Source organism: Alkalibacter saccharofermentans DSM 14828, from assembly GCF_900128885.1.
GTDB classification, from domain to species: Bacteria; Bacillota; Clostridia; order Eubacteriales; family Alkalibacteraceae; genus Alkalibacter; species Alkalibacter saccharofermentans.
Genome location: NZ_FQTU01000001.1, coordinates 163099 through 179771, shown reverse-complemented (window position 1 = coordinate 179771; position 16673 = coordinate 163099). Strand labels below are relative to the sequence as shown.

Annotated in this window: 13 protein-coding genes; 1 reads left to right on the top strand and 12 read right to left on the bottom strand. The window is 41.1% G+C overall.

What is annotated here, in order from left to right; genetic code table 11:
* Positions 1–31 precede the first annotated feature (31 nt).
* The gene (gene malQ / locus BUB93_RS00865; protein WP_073269173.1) at positions 32–1486 is read left to right on the top strand and encodes a 4-alpha-glucanotransferase; all 1455 of its coding nucleotides are present in this window, start codon (positions 32–34) and stop codon (positions 1484–1486) included.
* 35 nt (positions 1487–1521) lie between these two features.
* Here malQ and pulA read toward each other — a convergent pair whose 3' ends face one another.
* The 12 genes from pulA to BUB93_RS00805 all read right to left on the bottom strand — a co-directional run bounded on the left by pulA (position 1522) and on the right by BUB93_RS00805 (position 16671).
* Entirely contained in the window at positions 1522–3477 is a 1956-nt protein-coding gene (pulA, locus tag BUB93_RS00860) for a type I pullulanase (RefSeq protein ID WP_073269172.1), read from the bottom strand.
* Between the two features lie 5 nt (positions 3478–3482).
* Positions 3483–5915 (bottom strand): glycogen/starch/alpha-glucan phosphorylase, encoded by a 2433-nt coding sequence (locus tag BUB93_RS00855; protein ID WP_073269171.1) that lies wholly within the window; start codon positions 5913–5915, stop codon positions 3483–3485.
* Between the two features lie 13 nt (positions 5916–5928).
* Positions 5929–7359, bottom strand: a complete 1431-nt coding sequence (glgA, locus tag BUB93_RS00850) for a glycogen synthase GlgA (protein WP_073269170.1) — start codon at positions 7357–7359, stop codon at positions 5929–5931.
* A complete protein-coding gene (gene glgD, locus BUB93_RS00845; RefSeq protein WP_073269169.1) occupies positions 7359–8492 on the bottom strand; it encodes a glucose-1-phosphate adenylyltransferase subunit GlgD in 1134 nt (377 codons plus the stop codon). Before glgD ends, glgA begins: the two co-directional genes overlap by 1 nt.
* The gene (locus BUB93_RS00840) at positions 8471–9640 is read right to left on the bottom strand and encodes a glucose-1-phosphate adenylyltransferase (protein WP_143159038.1); all 1170 of its coding nucleotides are present in this window, start codon (positions 9638–9640) and stop codon (positions 8471–8473) included. Before BUB93_RS00840 ends, glgD begins: the two co-directional genes overlap by 22 nt.
* A gap of 35 nt (positions 9641–9675) precedes the next feature.
* The gene (glgB, locus tag BUB93_RS00835) at positions 9676–11583 is read right to left on the bottom strand and encodes a 1,4-alpha-glucan branching protein GlgB (protein ID WP_073269168.1); all 1908 of its coding nucleotides are present in this window, start codon (positions 11581–11583) and stop codon (positions 9676–9678) included.
* A 352-nt stretch (positions 11584–11935) separates the two neighbouring features.
* The gene (locus tag BUB93_RS00830; protein WP_073269167.1) at positions 11936–12409 is read right to left on the bottom strand and encodes a CD1247 N-terminal domain-containing protein; all 474 of its coding nucleotides are present in this window, start codon (positions 12407–12409) and stop codon (positions 11936–11938) included.
* Between the two features lie 60 nt (positions 12410–12469).
* Positions 12470–13027 carry an elongation factor P gene (efp, locus tag BUB93_RS00825; protein WP_073269166.1) on the bottom strand — a complete coding sequence of 186 codons (558 nt, stop codon included), beginning with the start codon at positions 13025–13027 and terminating at the stop codon, positions 12470–12472.
* A gap of 77 nt (positions 13028–13104) precedes the next feature.
* A complete protein-coding gene (locus tag BUB93_RS00820) occupies positions 13105–14316 on the bottom strand; it encodes a 6-phosphofructokinase (RefSeq protein ID WP_073269165.1) in 1212 nt (403 codons plus the stop codon).
* Positions 14317–14578: 262 nt separating this feature from the next.
* A complete protein-coding gene (locus tag BUB93_RS00815) occupies positions 14579–15088 on the bottom strand; it encodes a shikimate kinase (protein ID WP_073269164.1) in 510 nt (169 codons plus the stop codon).
* A gap of 6 nt (positions 15089–15094) precedes the next feature.
* Entirely contained in the window at positions 15095–15862 is a 768-nt protein-coding gene (gene aroD / locus BUB93_RS00810; protein ID WP_073269163.1) for a type I 3-dehydroquinate dehydratase, read from the bottom strand.
* A 275-nt stretch (positions 15863–16137) separates the two neighbouring features.
* Positions 16138–16671, bottom strand: coding sequence for a prepilin-type N-terminal cleavage/methylation domain-containing protein (locus BUB93_RS00805; RefSeq protein ID WP_159432045.1), 534 nt, complete (start codon positions 16669–16671; stop codon positions 16138–16140).
* Positions 16672–16673 lie beyond the last annotated feature (2 nt).

The window sequence follows — 16673 nt, the reverse complement described above, 5'->3', positions numbered from 1 at the left end:
AGTGGTAATGTACTTTAATGGAGGCGATTAGATGCTAGAGAGAGGCAGCGGCGTTTTGCTGCACGTGTCATCCCTGCCCGGATATGGTCCGGTAGGAAATATAGGATACGATTCATACAGGTTCATCGAATTTTTAAACAGATCAAAGCAAGACTATTGGCAGATACTCCCCCTTAATCCAATAGACGATTGTAATTCACCCTATGCTCCAAAATCAGCATTTGCCGGTGAAATTTCACTTATCGACCCTGAGCTTATAAATAATAAAGGAGAGTACAAGGGTGACGGCTCAGTTTACTTAAAAGCGGATTTTAAAAGAGCGAAGGAAATCAATCATAGATTCCTAAAGATGGAATACAAAAAATGTCGCCACAGCTTGGCACAGGACTTATCAGACTTTAAAAAGGATAACTTCTGGCTGGAGGATTATGCGCTTTTTACAGCCTTAAAAAATCATTTCAAATATGAAAAATGGACAAATTGGCCCATTGACATAATGCGTAGAGATGAAGAAGCTCTACAGCGTTACAAAGATCTTTTACATGAAGAAATAGATTTTATCACATTTTCCCAGTATATCTTTTTCAAGCAGTGGAAACAGCTAAAACAAAAAGCGGTTAAAGAAGGTATTAAGATAATTGGCGACATACCCATATATGTTCCTTTAGACTCTGCGGACGTCTGGGCAAATCCAGAGTTGTTTCAGCTTGATGATAGCTTAAAACCCGGTTTTGTGGCAGGAGCGCCTCCTGATTTTTTCTCAGAGGGAGGTCAAAAATGGGATATGCCTTTATACAATTGGGGTATTCACGAAAAGTCAGGCTATGATTGGTGGAAAAAAAGGATAAGCCACTCCTTTAAGCTTTTCGATGTTGTCCGTTTGGATCATTTCAGGGGATTTGAAGCTTATTGGAGCATTCCGGCTGGGGACAAAGATGCCAGAAATGGCCACTGGGAAAAGGGACCAGACAAAAAGCTTATGAAAGTCTTTAAGGAAGTCTTTTCCGATAAAGGGTTCATAGTAGAAGATCTGGGAGACATCACTGATAAAGTCCGGAAATTAAGAGAGTACTTCGGTTATCCCGGGATGAGCATTTTGCAATTTGCCTTTGACGGCGATGATAAAAACATTCATCTGCCTTCCAACGCACCTGTAAACACGGTGGTATATACCGGGACCCACGACAATGCTCCACTTCCTTTGTGGCTTGAGGAACTTAAAAAAAGTGAATTTGAAACATTGACAGATCAATTAAAATTAAAGTCTCCTGAGGACATCCTAGAAAAGATCATGGAGATAGGGTTTAAATCTCATTGTTTGGTCGCCATGCTTCAGCTTCAGGATATACTTCCTTTCGACAAAGATAGCAGGGTGAACATGCCGGGCATAGCAAAAGGCAACTGGGTTTATAAGGCTCCCTTGGACTTGGACTACGATGATATCACAAATAAGCTTGTTAAGCTTGCATATTACAGGGAATGTTAAACAAAAATCAGGGTAGATTTCTCCACCCTGATTTTTTATTTAACACATCTTTCAGCCAATGAGAAGACCATGATGGAATACCCAGGTATTTCAACCCCGTGTGGATCCAGTTCTCCCCTGCTGTTCTTTGAGGTTACCAACCCATCCATGTTCAGTATTTCTATAATGCAAAGGTGATCTTCGGTGAGACCATATTGTTTTTCAATGTGATTACGTACCATCGACAGAGTAATAAGACAGCTTTCATGATGGCCGTTTATTGCAACCAGTGTATACTTTCCTTCTTCTACGTTCTTATTGTCAAGTTTTATGGTATAACCTATGCAATTGCATCCTTCTCTTTCGACATCAAAAAACTTTAAGCTTTCCCGTATTTTATCACCCGTTTTCAACCTGAATTCGGGATGTTTTTTTCTTAGTTGGATGAGATCCTTGAAAAAATTATAAAAGCCGTTGTTTCTGCTTTTTAAAGACCAGTTAAGAGCATTTACGTTGAATGAAGAATTATAGGTGTTGTCTAACATGTTCTTGCTTCTCAAAAACTCATTGCCGGAGTGTATGAACGGTATGCCCTGGGATACAAAAAGTATTCCAAATGCAAGCTTGTTCAGCCTTACGATGAATGATTCGTCGCTTTGGCTAAAGATTTTTTTCATTTTATCGTAGATTATGAGGTTGTCGTGGGAATTAATATAGTTTATTGTCTCGTTGGGAGCAATACCAAAACCTATCCGTCCCTTGTCGTAAAATATAGAGCCTGCCAAACCTATTTCGGTTTCTCTTTTCATATCGCAGTTTCCGTGCACGAACCCTCTTCCCTCTCCGTTGCTGTCTCCTTTGATGGCATTGCGGAAATTGTCATTTAAAAAAGCAAAGGACAATCCCTGCTGTTTGCCTTTCGTAGTAGTTAGCTTGTCGGAAAGGGTTGTCATCCCTGCAGTCCAGGGCTCCCCATAAATGAATATGCTTTCATTTGCGAGCCTAAGGATATTTACGGCCTTTCTTACGGTCTCGATGTCGATGAGCGCCATCAAATCGAACCTGAACCCATCTATTTTAAATTCGTTTACCCAGTACATCAAAGAATCCAGGATGAACTTTCTGACCATTGGCCTTTCTGTTGCAAGTTCATTTCCACAGCCTGATCCGTCGGAATAAGATCCATCTGTCCTTGTCCTGTAATAATACTCAGGAGCAAGAAGGTTGAAATTAGAATTTCGACCTCTGTATGTGTGATTGTAGACCACATCCACTATAACTTTGAAGCCTTCTTCATGAAGCTTTTGAATCATCTGTCTAAGCTCGTATATCCTGCACCCCGGATCTGAAGGATCCGTAGAGTAAGAGCCTTCAGGCACATTGTAATGCTCGGGATCATATCCCCAGTTGTAATTGGAGTCATCGTTGAACCTATCCGGATTTTCATCTACTGTCAGAAAGTCATATACGGGCATCAAGTGCACATGTGTTATCCCAAGCTCTTTTAGATGATCCAAGCCTGTGGCAAATCCCAAGTGGGTTGTTCCCGGCTCTATGACTCCCAGGTATTTTCCCTTATTGATCGCGCCGGAGTTTTTGTGTCCTGTGAAGTCTTTAATGTGCATTTCGTATATGATGGCATCAGTTTCTGCTATTGCGCCAGGCAACTTATGTTCTTCCCAACCGGGTGGCTTTAAGTTTTCCATATCCACGATTGCAGATCTGAGGCTATTTAGAGACACCGCTGTTGAGTATGGATCAGTAACCTCAAATTCATGATCTAGGATGTAAGTGTAGTAAGGAGTCACCTCATCCTTGGCTAGCGTGATTTCAAATACCTTGTCCTCGTCGGGAATCATGTAGTGCAGAGTCCTTCTTATATCTAACGGGTCGTCATAGAGAGCCAGAGTTACCGTTTCTCTACCCGGTGCCCAAACCCTGAAGATTATATCCTCCCCTTCTAAGGAATAACCTAGCTTTTTTTCTGAGTAGCTGTATTCGTACTGCTTCATGTTTCTCAATCCTTCCTCGGAGTTAAAGTCTTGACGCCCCAAATTTCATTGGCGTACCTTCCAATTGTATAATCAGATGAAAAAGCTCCTGAGCAAGCTGTATTGCTAAGAGACATCTCAGCCCATTGGTACTTGTTCCTGTACATGTTGCCGATTTTTCTCTGCGCCTGCATGTAGGATTCGAAGTCCTTCAATATAAAGTATCGATCGCCATATTTCACAAGAGAATCGTAGATAGGCTGAAATTCTCCATAAGGAACCCTGAAATATCCGTTGACCAGCTTGTCAATCGTTTCTTTGATTACCGGATTTCCGAAATATAGGCTTTGAGGATCGTAGTTGCCTCTTTGGTAGAAGTCATAAACCTCGTAGTCCTTCAAACCGAAGACTACTATATTGTTTTCCCCTACTTCCTTCATGATTTCGATATTAGCCCCATCCAAAGTAGCCAGGGTAATTGCCCCGTTCATCATGTACTTCATGTTGCTGGTTCCTGATGCTTCCTTGGTGGCTGTAGAAATCTGCTCACTAACATCTGCGGCAGGAATCATCTTAGTAGCCAGGCTGACGCTGTAGTCTTCAAGGAAAACAATTTTCAATTTGTCTTTGATGGTAAGGTCGCTATTAACGACTCTTGCAACTGTATTTATGAGCTTAATGATTTCCTTGGCGATATAATAGCCGGGAGCGGCTTTCCCTGCAAAAATGAAGGTGCGAGGGACCATATCCATGTTCGGATTGGTTTTAAGCTTGTCATACAGATACATCACGTGCAGTATGTTCATCAGTTGTCTTTTATACTCATGAATCCTCTTGGCTTGTATGTCAAAGATTCCATGTGGGTTTGTTTTTATCCCTGTTGTATCGTAAATGTACTTGGAAAGATTCTTCTTGTTTTCGTGCTTGATTTCCATTATCCTGTCTAAAACCTGTTTGTCATTGGAATGCTTAAGGAGTTCCCTCATTTGAATCGGATTTGTTTTAAATCCGGGACCTATAAGATCTTCAGTCAGGTCTGCAAGATTTTTATTCGCGCTAAGCAGCCAATGCCTGTGGATTATGCCGTTGGTCTTGTTGTTGAATTTCTGGGGATATATATTGTAAAAGTGCCTAAGCTCTCTTTCTTTTAGTAAATCTGAATGAAGCTTTGCCACTCCGTTTATGCTATGGCTTCCTACGATAGACAGGTTGACCATTCGGACGGTGTTCTGGTGTATAATAGACAATTTGTCCATGGCTTCTGCAGATGTTATCCTATGGACGTTTCTAAGCTCAGCCAGAAATCTGTTGTTGATTTCCTCTGTGATCTGCCAAATCCTTGGCAAAAGATCCCTGTATAAGCTTATATCCCATTTTTCCATGGCTTCTTCCAAAAGCGTGTGGTTTGTAAAAGCACATGTCTTCACAGTAATTTTCCAAGCCTGCTCCCACTCCATATAGTATTCATCCATGAGAATCCGCATCAGTTCCGGAACTGCCATCGCCGGATGGGTATCATTTATGTGTATGGCTGTATATTTGTGAAGCTCTTCTAATGGTATGCCATTATTAACGGACTTTCTTACTACGTCCTGTACTCCAGCAGAAACTAAAAAGTACTCCTGTTTAAGCCTGAGTCTTTTGCCGTCATAGTAGCTGTCATCCGGATATAGAACCTGACATATGCTCTTCACTTCGTCTATTTTATTGAAGGCACCACATAGATTTCCTTTGGAAAATTCTTTTAAATTCAGATCCTCCGTGCTCTCTGCAGACCATAGCCTTAGTGTATTGACATTGTGATTTTTATAGCCTATGAAAGGGGTATCGTATGGAACTGCTTTAACTATGCTATAGTCCACGTGCCTAAAGGTAAATTTCTTGCCTATGGGAATTACTTGAATGCCTCCTCCGTATCTTACTTCAACAGCCTCTGAGGGACGCTTAAATTCCCATATGTTTTGCTCCTTCAGCCAGTTCTGTGGTTCTTCCTTTTGGTAGCCGTTTTCTATGCTCTGTTTAAATAGTCCTTTTTCATAACGTAGCCCGTATCCGTGACCTGGCATGCTCATGGAGCTCAGAGAGTCGAGAAAAGCTACGGCAAGCCTTCCCAGGCCGCCGTTTCCCAGTCCTGGCTCTGCTTCAATGTCAAAAAGGTCTCCAAGGCATATGTCATGATCCTCAAAGAAATCCTTAACGACTTCATAGATGCCGAGATATTCAAGGTTTTTCTCCATAAACTTTCCTGTGAGATACTCCATTGAAAAATAATACACGGTTTTGGCTTTGGAAGCTCTCTGATTCTTGCCGGTTTCGCTCCATATCTTTCCTGTATGTTTTCTGACTACATTTCCCAAAGCATAATACTTGTCAGTCAAATCGCTCTCTGCAAAGCTTTTACCAGCGGTGGAATATAGGGCTTCTTCGATTTCCTTTTTTAGTGTTTCCTTTGTTAGCATTCTTTCACCTCGTCTATTTGATCAAGCTTTCGTAAAGAGATTTATATTTTTTCGATGACTCGGACCAGTCGTTTTTGGACTTCATGCCGTTTTTAATGATTTCTCTCCAAACCTCATTATCCTGATACGTTTCCAGAGCCTCTCTTATCTTAAAGAGCATGTCGTGGGCATTGTAATTTTCAAAGGTGAATCCGTTACCTTCACCGGTGGCTTTGTCAAAGTTAACGACTGTGTCCTTAAGTCCCCCTACTTCTCTGACTATAGGGACAGTTCCATATCTAAGAGAGATCATTTGGCTTATTCCGCAAGGTTCAAATTTTGAAGGCATCAAAAACATGTCAGCAGATGCGTAAATCTCATGTGCTTCACCTTCATTAAAGTATATTCTTGCTGAAACCTTGTCAGGATATTTATCTTGGAAATACCTGAACATATCTTCGTACTTTTTGTCTCCCGTTCCCAAGACTACAAACTGCAGATCATCCGATAACAGCTCGTCAAATATGTGTGCCACAAGGTCTAAACCTTTCATATCTACCAATCTGCTTACCATTGCTATCATGGGCTTGTCTCCATCAACGGGGAGTCCGAATTTTTCCTGTAAAGCCGTTTTGTTTTCTTTCTTTCTCTTTAAGCTTCTAAGATCGTAATTTACGGCTATATGTGGGTCTTTACCCGGATTGTACTCATTATAATCAATTCCGTTTAAAATACCTGAAAGTTTATGTTCGTGCTTTCGGATTATTCCGTCCATATATTCTCCGAAATAAGGATTTTTCATCTCATCTGCATAACTCTCAGAAACTGTGGTGATGGCGTCGCTATATACGATTCCCGCCTTTAAGAAATTTACGGAATCAAAGAACTTGAGTCCATCCTCGTGAAAATAATCTTGAGAAACGCCCATTACTTCACCCAGCATTACTGGATTGAAGGTCCCCTGATATTTTAGATTATGAATGGTATAGACAGTTTTGATATCCTGGAACCAATCGTCTCCCAGGGCAAAATCTTTGACATAAAGGTTTATAAGAGCGGAATGCCAATCATTTGAGTGGATCAAATCCGGCTTGAAATCAACGTGCTTGCCCAGGAGGGTCGCAGCTTTTGCAAACCATGTGAACCTTTCACCATCGTCGTAGTATCCGTAAAGGCCGTGACGCTTGAAGTAGAATTCGTTGTCAAGAAAATAATGAACCACACCGTTGTGGGTGAGGCTATGTACCCCCACATACTGCCTTCTCCAACCTAGATCTACATCGAACTCTGCTATCTTTTTCATCTTGGCCTTGTATTCTTCTTTTATTGAAGAATATAGGGGCATCACAACTCTTATATCCACCCTTTGTCCCTTGAGAGCGGGAGGAAGAGATCCTGCAACGTCTGCAAGACCTCCCGTTTTTATAAATGGAACAGCCTCTGAAGCTGCAAATAGTACTTTCATCATTTATCCTCCTTGCCGATTTTTAGACTCTTCTCTACTACGTAGGGCACAGTCTGATTGCCTATAACTTCTACTCCCTTTTCTATTCGGGTGAATTTGTCTACTATGGCGTTTACTATGACCGCATTATCTTCAATGACCGCCTTTTGCATGATGATGGAGTTTTTTACTATTGCATTCTTGCCCACCTTGACTCCCCTGAATATAATGCTGTTTTGAATATTTCCATCGAGTATGCATCCGTTGGCAACCAGGGAATTCGACACTTTTGCATCATCCTTGTAGAATGTTGAAGGTTCGTCCTTGGTCTTCGTGTATACCGTGCCGTGAGAAGCAAAAATCTCCTTGTATACATCACTGTCCAGAAGGCTCATGTTGGCATCAAAATAGTTTTTGATGTTTCGTATGGATTCTACATGTCCCTCGTGTTCGAAGGTATTGAACTTGAATTTTCTTCTGTTGTTCATCAAGGCCTCTTTGAGATAATTAGCCGTTCCCTTCTCTATTGCATCTCGTACGATTTTTAAGTAAACGCTTTTTTTGATAAATACGCTGCCTAAAAACAGGTTGAAATTTTCTTCTGTGCCAAGATTGGTGCCAAGATGATCCAATCGGCCGTCTTCCTTGATTGATATCTTGTCGCAATTTATGAATCTTCCACCAGGGTCATTTACCTTTTTATATATCAGTGTCACGTCTGCATCAGTTTCCTTGAAGTAATCGTAGGCTTCTTCAAGATCCGTTCTATAGAGCATGCTGGTGTTGCAAATGAATATATTTTCTTCTGAGGAATTCCTGAAAAATGACTCGTTGCTGTGAAACAAGTGTATATTTCCAACGGATTTTGCCGTGTGATCATCATATAAGGGAGGAAAAACAAACAAGCCTTTAAATCTTCTGTTTAAATCCCAAGGCTTTCCACTTCCTATATGGTCCATTACCGAGCGTATCTTTGTACCCGTAAAGACGCCGATGGTGCTTATTTCATGATTTACCATATTTGAAAGGAAGAAATCTATCAATCGGTACCTTCCTCCTATAGGGAGCATCGACGCAGGTCTGTGGTTGCACAATGTCCCAAAATTTTTGTCCAAATCGTTGCTAAAGCTTATTATTCCCATGCAGTTATCCATAATATTTGCCCCCTAGTCCTTAATGATTTCTTCTTTAGATACGAGATAGACGTGTTCGCCGTTTTCTTCTCCGATGACATCGCCTTTTTTACCCTTACGCCTTCCATGACCACTGCGTTGCAGACTTTTGCCCCTTCTTCTATAATAGCTCCTGAAAGAATTACGCTGTTGTAAACTTTTGCGCCTTTGTCCACCCTTACTTCACTGAACAATATGGATTTTTCCAGGTGTCCATCAATGATACAGCCTTCATTTATCATGGAGTTTTTAACTACTGCCTGGTCTGTTACGTATTGAGGAGGAAGATTCCTGTTTTTCGTAAAGATTCGCCATTCTCTGCAATAAAGATCCAGCTCATTATCATCTGAGAGAAGATCCATATTTGCTTCCCAATAACTTCTTACAGTTCCAACATCCTTCCAATATCCTTCAAAAGTGTATGCATACATGTTGTTTTTGTCTGCAAGCATCGTAGGGATTATGTCTTTGCCAAAGTCATTGCTTGAATCAGGATTTTTAACATCCATTTCAAGATAAGCTTTAAGAGCGTCCCAATTGAATATGTATATACCCATAGACGCCAGATTGCTTTTTGGTTTCTCAGGCTTTTCAGCAAATTCAGTGATTCTGCCAAATTCGTCAGTATCCATAATACCAAAACGCGAAGCTTCATCCCAAGGCACTTGTATTACTGAAATGGTGCAATGGGCCTGTTTTTCTATGTGATAGTCCAGCATTTTCTTGTAATCCATTTTGTAGATGTGATCACCGGAAAGTATCAAGACGTAATTTGGGTTCACGTGATTTATGAAATTCATATTCTCGTAGATAGCATTAGCTGTTCCTTGATACCATCTTCCTCCTGCTTCACCTGCAAATGGGGACAATATCCTTAGTCCACCGGAACTTCTGTCAAAATCCCAATGAGAGCCAATTCCGATGTGTTCGTTCAAAAGGAAGGGTTTATACTGCGTAAGTATTCCTATATCTGTTATCCCTGAATTTGCTGCATTGCTCAAGGGGAAATCGATGATCCTGTATTTGCCCCCAAACGGGACTGCTGGTTTAGCGACATTTTTTGTCAGCGATTTTAGCCTTGTACCTTGTCCTCCTGCTAGAAGCATGGCGACAACTTTCTCTTTCTTCATGTAAAGCCCTCCTTTTAATGTTGTTTATATTTGATTTATTTCTTTGGCTTGATGTGTTTTAAGACTATTCCCCCTAAAGCAGGAATGTCCACCCTTACTGCATAAGGTCTGCCGTGTATCGGCTCATTTAAAGATTGATAAGTCTTGACTCTTGGAAGATTCCCGCCATATCGCTTCTTGTCGGTATTCATAACAGTTTTATAGCTGCCCTCTTCACTGACGCCGATTGGATAAATAGGTCTGTCTACAGGGGTGAAGTTAAAAGCGGCAATCAGCCTGTCTCCATTTTTATCTATTCTCTCAAATGATATTATGCTTTCCCTGTGGTTTTCATGTTCAATCCACTCAAATCCTTCATAGCTGGTATCCTGCTGGAAAAGCGCAGGCTCAGAAACATAGAATTTATTTAAATCCGACATGAAGTCGCTCATTTTACCGTGTAGTTCGTAATCAAGCAAGAACCAGTCCAGCTCCTGCCATTCGTTCCATTCGATGAACTGTGCAAATTCACCACCCATGAATATGAGCTTTTTGCCGGGATGCATGTACATATATAGATACAAGAGCCTTAGATTGGCAAATTTTTCTTCGTAGGTGCCAGGCATTTTATCTAGCAGAGATTTCTTGCCGTGGGCCACTTCATCGTGGCTTAGCGGGAGCACGAAATTTTCGGAAAAAGCATAGCTTATAGAAAAGGTCAGTGCATTTTGATTGCCGCATCTGAAAAACGGGTCTGTTTCCATGTACTTTAGCATGTCGTTCATCCAGCCCATATTCCATTTGTAGTTAAAGCCCAAGCCTCCGTCGTCGATTGGGCGGGTGACCATAGGCCAGGCTGTAGACTCCTCGGCAATCATCATAGTTCCCGGATAATGCTGGAATACCACGGTATTAAGCTTTCGTATGAAGTTAATAGCCTCCAGGTTTTCGTATCCGCCGTTTTCGTTCATAAGATCTTTGCCCGAAAAATTCAGGTAAAGCATGTACGCGACTGCATCTATTCGAATACCGTCTATATGGTAGTATTCGTGCCAGTACATGGCATTTGATATCAAAAAGCTCATGACTTCAGGTTTAGAAAAATCAAAGTTGCTGGTTCCCCACTGCTCGTTGTCAGCTTTTTGGGAATCGGAGGATTCGAAGCATCCGGTGCCGTCGAACATCCTAAGCCCATGATCGTCCCGGCAGAAATGAGCAGGAGCCCAGTCCAGTATGACGCCAATACCGTTTTCATGGCATTTATCTACAAAGTACATAAAATCCTTTGGAGTTCCGAATCTGCTGGTGGGAGCGAAATAACCCGTGGTCTGATATCCCCATGAACCATCGAAAGGATGTTCCATTACAGGCATTAGCTCTATATGGGTAAAGCCCATTTTCTTCACATACCGCACCATTTCAGTTGCCAGCTCCCTATATGAATAGACGCTGCCGTCAGGCTTTCTCTTCCATGACATGAAGTTTGCTTCATATATTGAAACGGGCTTGTCGTAGGTTGCTGTTTTATTCCTGTTTTTCATCCAGGAATTGTCCTTCCAGTTGTAACCGCCGATATCAAAATACTTCGATGCCGTTGCCGGTCTCTCCTCGGCGTGAAATGCATATGGATCCGCCTTGTATTTTTCTTGGCCCTTGCTAGTGATGATTCTGTACTTGTACGTGTCGTATTCGAGTACGCCCTTAACGCAGATTTCCCAGAGACCGCTTCCGTGAATACGCTGCATTGGAAGAGAAAATTCATCCCAATTATTGAAATCCCCTGTTAAAAAAACAAGCTCTGCTCTTGGCGCCCACACTACGAACCTTACAGCATCCTTGTAGGGGTGCGCTCCTAAAAATTCATAGCTTCTGTAGAATGTGCCTTCGTGAAAAAGATGGGCATCAAAGGAACCTTCTCCGCTATAGTAATGATCTGGATTATTTCTGATACTTTTGTTGGACATGAGACCCTCCTAGAATCTATTTATTATTGATATTATGTAACCACAACTTACATTTGAACATAAATATTACATATTTGTTAATGTGGGTTAACTTTGATTTAGAACATATAATCTATTATAAAGTATTATACCCTGTGAAGTCTATGTCAAAACCCTATGTAAACGATAGTCAGATTTGCAGAAATTGTTATTAATGACAACTCATGAACAGATGTTCAACAATTTACTTAAACTTAACGAAATGATGAACTTATATTGAATTTAATCTCATATATTAAAAAAAATCTGTTTCCAATAAAAAAGACCCCGGACTTTGTAATCCGAAGCCAATTATTTTAAATCTAAAGTTTTTTTAAAGTTCTTCGTCCTCTTCAGGAATCTGTCCACACTCACAGTCATCGTCACACTCGCACATAAGGTCCATGATATCCAAAACATATCCGCATTCAGGACACTCTATCTGAAAATCCTCGTCCTCCATGTCGTCGAAATCGGTAATGAACTCGCTTCCGCAATTAGGACATTCAATTTCGTAAATGTCGTCATCGTCTAAAAAGTCTAAGTCTTCATCATCGTCTTCATCCTCTTCGTCGAGGATATCAAGTTCGTAAATCTCGTCTTCAACCTCCATAAGGTCTTCATCGATAAGCTCTACGTAATCCTCTAGATCGTCATAAGCTTCTTGAAGGCCGTCTACAGCATCCGTCAGATCTTCGAGGATGTCGATGATCTTTACAAGAACCTTCCCTTCTTTAGTAGAGTCGTCGATTTCCAATCCATCACACAAACCCTTCAAATAAGATACTTTTTCATTAATGTAGTCCATCACGCTAACCTCCTTTTGTATATTATACCCCATTAGTTTTATTTAATCATCAGCTTTCGATTAAACTCTCTCCATGTATTCGCCGGTTCTGGTGTCAATTCTGATTACATCTCCAATTTCGACGAAAAGCGGCACGTTTATCTGAGCTCCCGTTTCTACTATAGCCGGCTTATTAGCCCCGGTTGCAGTATCTCCCTTAAAGCCCGGATCTGTTTCAGTTACTTCAAGTTCTACAAAGAATGGAGCTTCAACCGAAAACGCCTGACCCTTTATGAATTTGATGGTGGCGTTCATGTTCTCCTTAAGGAACTTAAGGGCATCCTCTACTTGGTTGTAGTTTAAAGGAATTTGCTCATAGGTTTCCTGATCCATGAAGTAGTGTAGATCTCCGTCGCTGTAAAGGTACTGCATTTCCTTTGTCTCGATATGAGATTTTGGGAATTTTTCAGACGGGTTGAAGGTTCTCTCCACAACGCTGCCTGTCTTTACGTTTTTAATCTTTGCCCTTACAAAGGCAGCTCCCTTGCCCGGTTTAACGTGTTGAAAGTCGATTATTACAAATACATCGTTATCCATTTCAAATGTGATGCCTTTTCTAAAATCTCCTGCTGAAATCATATTATCCCTCCGTAAAATAATTGCGTTATTTATCCTTATAATATTACCACAGGAATAATAAGAAAAGCAACTTCCACTTACTTCAAAAGCTTTGGCGCATAACATGCCCTCAAATAATGGGCATCCTGGAATCCTGCTCCTAAAAGTGGCCTTAAATAAAACTTAAAGTTGTCGGTTACGCCGTTACCTGTGCTGTTTATAAAATTATCAGGCATGTATCTGGTTTTACCGGCAATTCTTTCGAGGGGCACAAACTCAAAGTCTACAGAATAATATCCTGTCCTCTTTATGGTAATGGACCCGTCTGCATCGTTCCACATTGCGTATTGTGCAGCCTTTTCCCCTACTTCTCTGGCTTCCCTTGCGTCTACGTCTGATACGCAGCCCATGAACGATCTTTGCAGATACCCAAAAGTGTCCGCCCTGACCCTTCCTATATTGAGTTTTTGCTTTATCACATCTGCCAGCATATCTCCAAGAGCGCTATTATCTGAAAGCTGGACGTTGCCATGCTCATCTGCTTGTAATTCCCCTTTTAATGCCTTTAGAATCGGCTGACCGTCCTTGTCTACTATCCCTTCGGAAATGGCGATTACGCACCTTCCAAGGCGTGTATGGACTTCGTCTACGTCCTTTACGAACTGATCGATGTCAAAGGCTCTTTCAGGCATGTAGATAAGGTGTGGACCATCCCCGGGATATTTTTGAGCTATGGATGATGCAGCAGTCAAAAACCCGGAATGCCTTCCCATGACGACGCCGATGTACACACCATTCATTGCCCTGTTGTCAAGATTGGCGCCGATAAACGCGGAAGCCACGAATCTGGCTGCAGAGCCGTAACCAGGGGTATGGTCATTTTCTACCAGATCGTTGTCTATGGTTTTGGGAATATGAACCGCCCTGAAATCGTAATTGGCTATGGCAGCGTTTTCATTTAGAAGCCTCAATGTTTCAGAGGAATCGTTTCCACCAATGTAGAAGAAATACCTGATATCATGGGCTTTCATAACCTTGAAAAGCTCAGCGCAGTATTTTGCATCCGGTTTTATCCTTGTTGAAAGAAGCGCAGATGATGGGGTCTTTGCCACCAGCTCTAGATTGTTGGTCGTTTCCTGGGTCAGGTCTATAAAATCCTCGTTCATTATGCCTTCAACACCGTGCATTGCTCCGTAAACTTTAGATATATGGGGAAATTTTCTGGATTCCAATACAGCTCCTACCATGGACTGGTTAATTACTGCTGTAGGGCCTCCACCCTGAGCGACTAATACTTTACCGTTTAACATGACAGCACCTCCAATTATTATGATGTAAGCCTTTTCATACATTTTAATACAAAACAGTCGGGCTGTAAACATGGGTTAATGCTATCAGTTGCGGGACAAAAAAACAATCATACATTATACTGTATGATTTGTGTTGGTTTCATTTAGTTTTACCACTAAATTGTATGTCACATAGGCAGATTAGCATACTGACGACTTCGTTTAAACCGGGATAATTTATAAAATGTATGCTATAAAGGCACAAAATGATTTTTAGCGTTTATTATTTGTTAATTTCTTTTATTATGATTTCCACCACTTCATCAACGGATAATTTGTCTGTTGCCACGCTCATGTGGTTTTTGTTGTAAAATTGGTACCTCTTGTGCAGAAGGGTGCGTATGGTCTTTTCGGGATGGGCTCCCTTTAAAAGAGGCCTTTCGTCACAGTCTTTAAGCCTGAAGTAGATATTTCTGGGAGAAGCCTTTAAAGCCACCACAAATGAACCTTCCAGCAGAGCTCTTCTGTTTTCTTCTCTGAGTACCAATCCGCCGCCTGTGGAAATCACTTGGTTCTTTCCTTCAAGGATTTTATGTAATGCATTTGTCTCAATATCTCTGAAATACTCTTCCCCTTCTTCAATAAAAATGTCGTTTATAGATCTTCCTTCGGATTTTACTATGAATTCGTCCACGTCGACAAAATCATATCCCATCTTTTCAGCCAGTATCTTTCCGATGGTGGTCTTTCCGGTGCCCATAAAACCTATTAAAGAAATATTATGCTTGTTCATTAAAAATCACTCCTCAAGGCAATTAAGAATAACTCTCATCTCTTGTATGCTGATTTGTCCCGGTGCCGAAGGGTTGTGGTCCGCTTGAGCGAATGTTATCGCCGATCCAAACACCCCGGCTCCCATCCTGCTGATTTTTCCCTTTTTCCCCATGGATATGGCTACGAATGGTATGGATAGCTCTGTTTTAGCTGCATAAGTGGCATTTAAGAGCTTTAACACGTCTTTTCCGTTATTTGGCATCAATGCTATTTTAGATATGTCCCCCCCTAGCCTCTCGCCTTCCTTGAGGATAGATAATATCTCGGGCTCGTCAGGGGTATCCTCGAAATTATGGTGGGAAAACATTACCTTGACTCCCTTTTGCCTGCATAGCTGCTGAAGCTCCATAACGACTTTTCTGTCCATGGACATTTCGATATCCAGAATGTCTATGTCGCTTTCTTCTATTATCTCTTTGTAAAGCTCGTAAATTTCTCTGGGGGGCATATTGCCCCATCCGCCTTCGGTGACGCTTCTGTAGGTTGCAATTAGTGGCTTGTCTCCAAGCAATTTGCGCATATTTAAAAGCATAGAGGGTATGATGTCCTTGTCGGTGTCTACGATCTTGTCGATTCTAGCCTCCACCACGTCAGGGTTGAATAAAGCCGCTCGTTCACAGGCAAGTATGGATTCTCTGATGGTATCTTCCATTATTGGGACGCATATGAGGGTGTGTTTGCCGCCTAGTTTTGTATTTCTGATCATTATAGAGCTTTTGTTTGAATTGTTCATATTGCCTCCTGTTTCTTCGTTAGTAGTTGTTGCCATGCATTGTTTAACAAAGTTGTTCCTGAGATTTCTCGCTATGCTCGAAATGACAGATGTTCGTATTTGCCGCGCTTTCTTATTCTTTTTATTATGCTACATAAAAAAAAAAACTGCAAGTAAGTCCCGCAGTTTTTTTCATATGGTTATATTTTAATTCCTATTCTTCGCCCTCATCTTCAGGCTCAGCCTGTTGAGCTTGTCCTCCGGTCGTGAAGTATGCTACCGACACCAAAGGTCGATTATTCGTATAATGTATAGTAGATTGTAGTTGTACCATTTGGTATATTAGCAAATACATTCATCAATTTAACTGACGACTCTACGGGAAAGCTCTGATTTCCCGTAGTGGCATTTATAGTAAAATCGATAACATTTTTACTTGTTCCACCTGTAGTGTACGTTACACCATCTTGAATTACATAGTTTCCCACATAAGATGTGGATTCAATATTTCCTGCTGCTGAATACTCAGTAATTTTTACTCTATACAAGTTATTTGTTACATCATGTTGATCCAAGTCAAGCCTGAAATGCTTTTCTCCTGCTATCGTGCTAGTAGAGACTTCTTTTGCAAATCGTAACTCGTTTGCTATCCTATTTCCTATAAACCTAGCATCTTGTTGCACAGCCGATTTATCAACACCTGTTATGAATGTTTGTCTTGATACAAAAAATATATTGAAAGCTACTACCAATGCTAAGCTCAACAAAGCTAATGCAACCAATAGTTCAACAAGCGTTATGCCTCTATTGCTTCTTAATTCTCTGTTCATAA

Coding starts and splice junctions, on each gene's coding strand:
- BUB93_RS00820 (WP_073269165.1), bottom strand. CDS start 14,316: ATGTTAAACGGTAAAGTATTAGTCGCTCAGGGTGGAGGCCCTACAGCA.
- BUB93_RS00815 (WP_073269164.1), bottom strand. CDS start 15,088: ATGAACAAGCATAATATTTCTTTAATAGGTTTTATGGGCACCGGAAAG.
- glgD (WP_073269169.1), bottom strand. CDS start 8,492: ATGGATAACTGCATGGGAATAATAAGCTTTAGCAACGATTTGGACAAA.
- aroD (WP_073269163.1), bottom strand. CDS start 15,862: ATGAACAATTCAAACAAAAGCTCTATAATGATCAGAAATACAAAACTA.
- efp (WP_073269166.1), bottom strand. CDS start 13,027: ATGATTTCAGCAGGAGATTTTAGAAAAGGCATCACATTTGAAATGGAT.
- BUB93_RS00830 (WP_073269167.1), bottom strand. CDS start 12,409: ATGGACTACATTAATGAAAAAGTATCTTATTTGAAGGGTTTGTGTGAT.
- BUB93_RS00855 (WP_073269171.1), bottom strand. CDS start 5,915: ATGCTAACAAAGGAAACACTAAAAAAGGAAATCGAAGAAGCCCTATAT.
- BUB93_RS00840 (WP_143159038.1), bottom strand. CDS start 9,640: ATGAAGAAAGAGAAAGTTGTCGCCATGCTTCTAGCAGGAGGACAAGGT.
- BUB93_RS00805 (WP_159432045.1), bottom strand. CDS start 16,671: ATGAACAGAGAATTAAGAAGCAATAGAGGCATAACGCTTGTTGAACTA.
- malQ (WP_073269173.1), top strand. CDS start 32: ATGCTAGAGAGAGGCAGCGGCGTTTTGCTGCACGTGTCATCCCTGCCC.
- glgA (WP_073269170.1), bottom strand. CDS start 7,359: ATGAAAGTACTATTTGCAGCTTCAGAGGCTGTTCCATTTATAAAAACG.
- glgB (WP_073269168.1), bottom strand. CDS start 11,583: ATGTCCAACAAAAGTATCAGAAATAATCCAGATCATTACTATAGCGGA.
- pulA (WP_073269172.1), bottom strand. CDS start 3,477: ATGAAGCAGTACGAATACAGCTACTCAGAAAAAAAGCTAGGTTATTCC.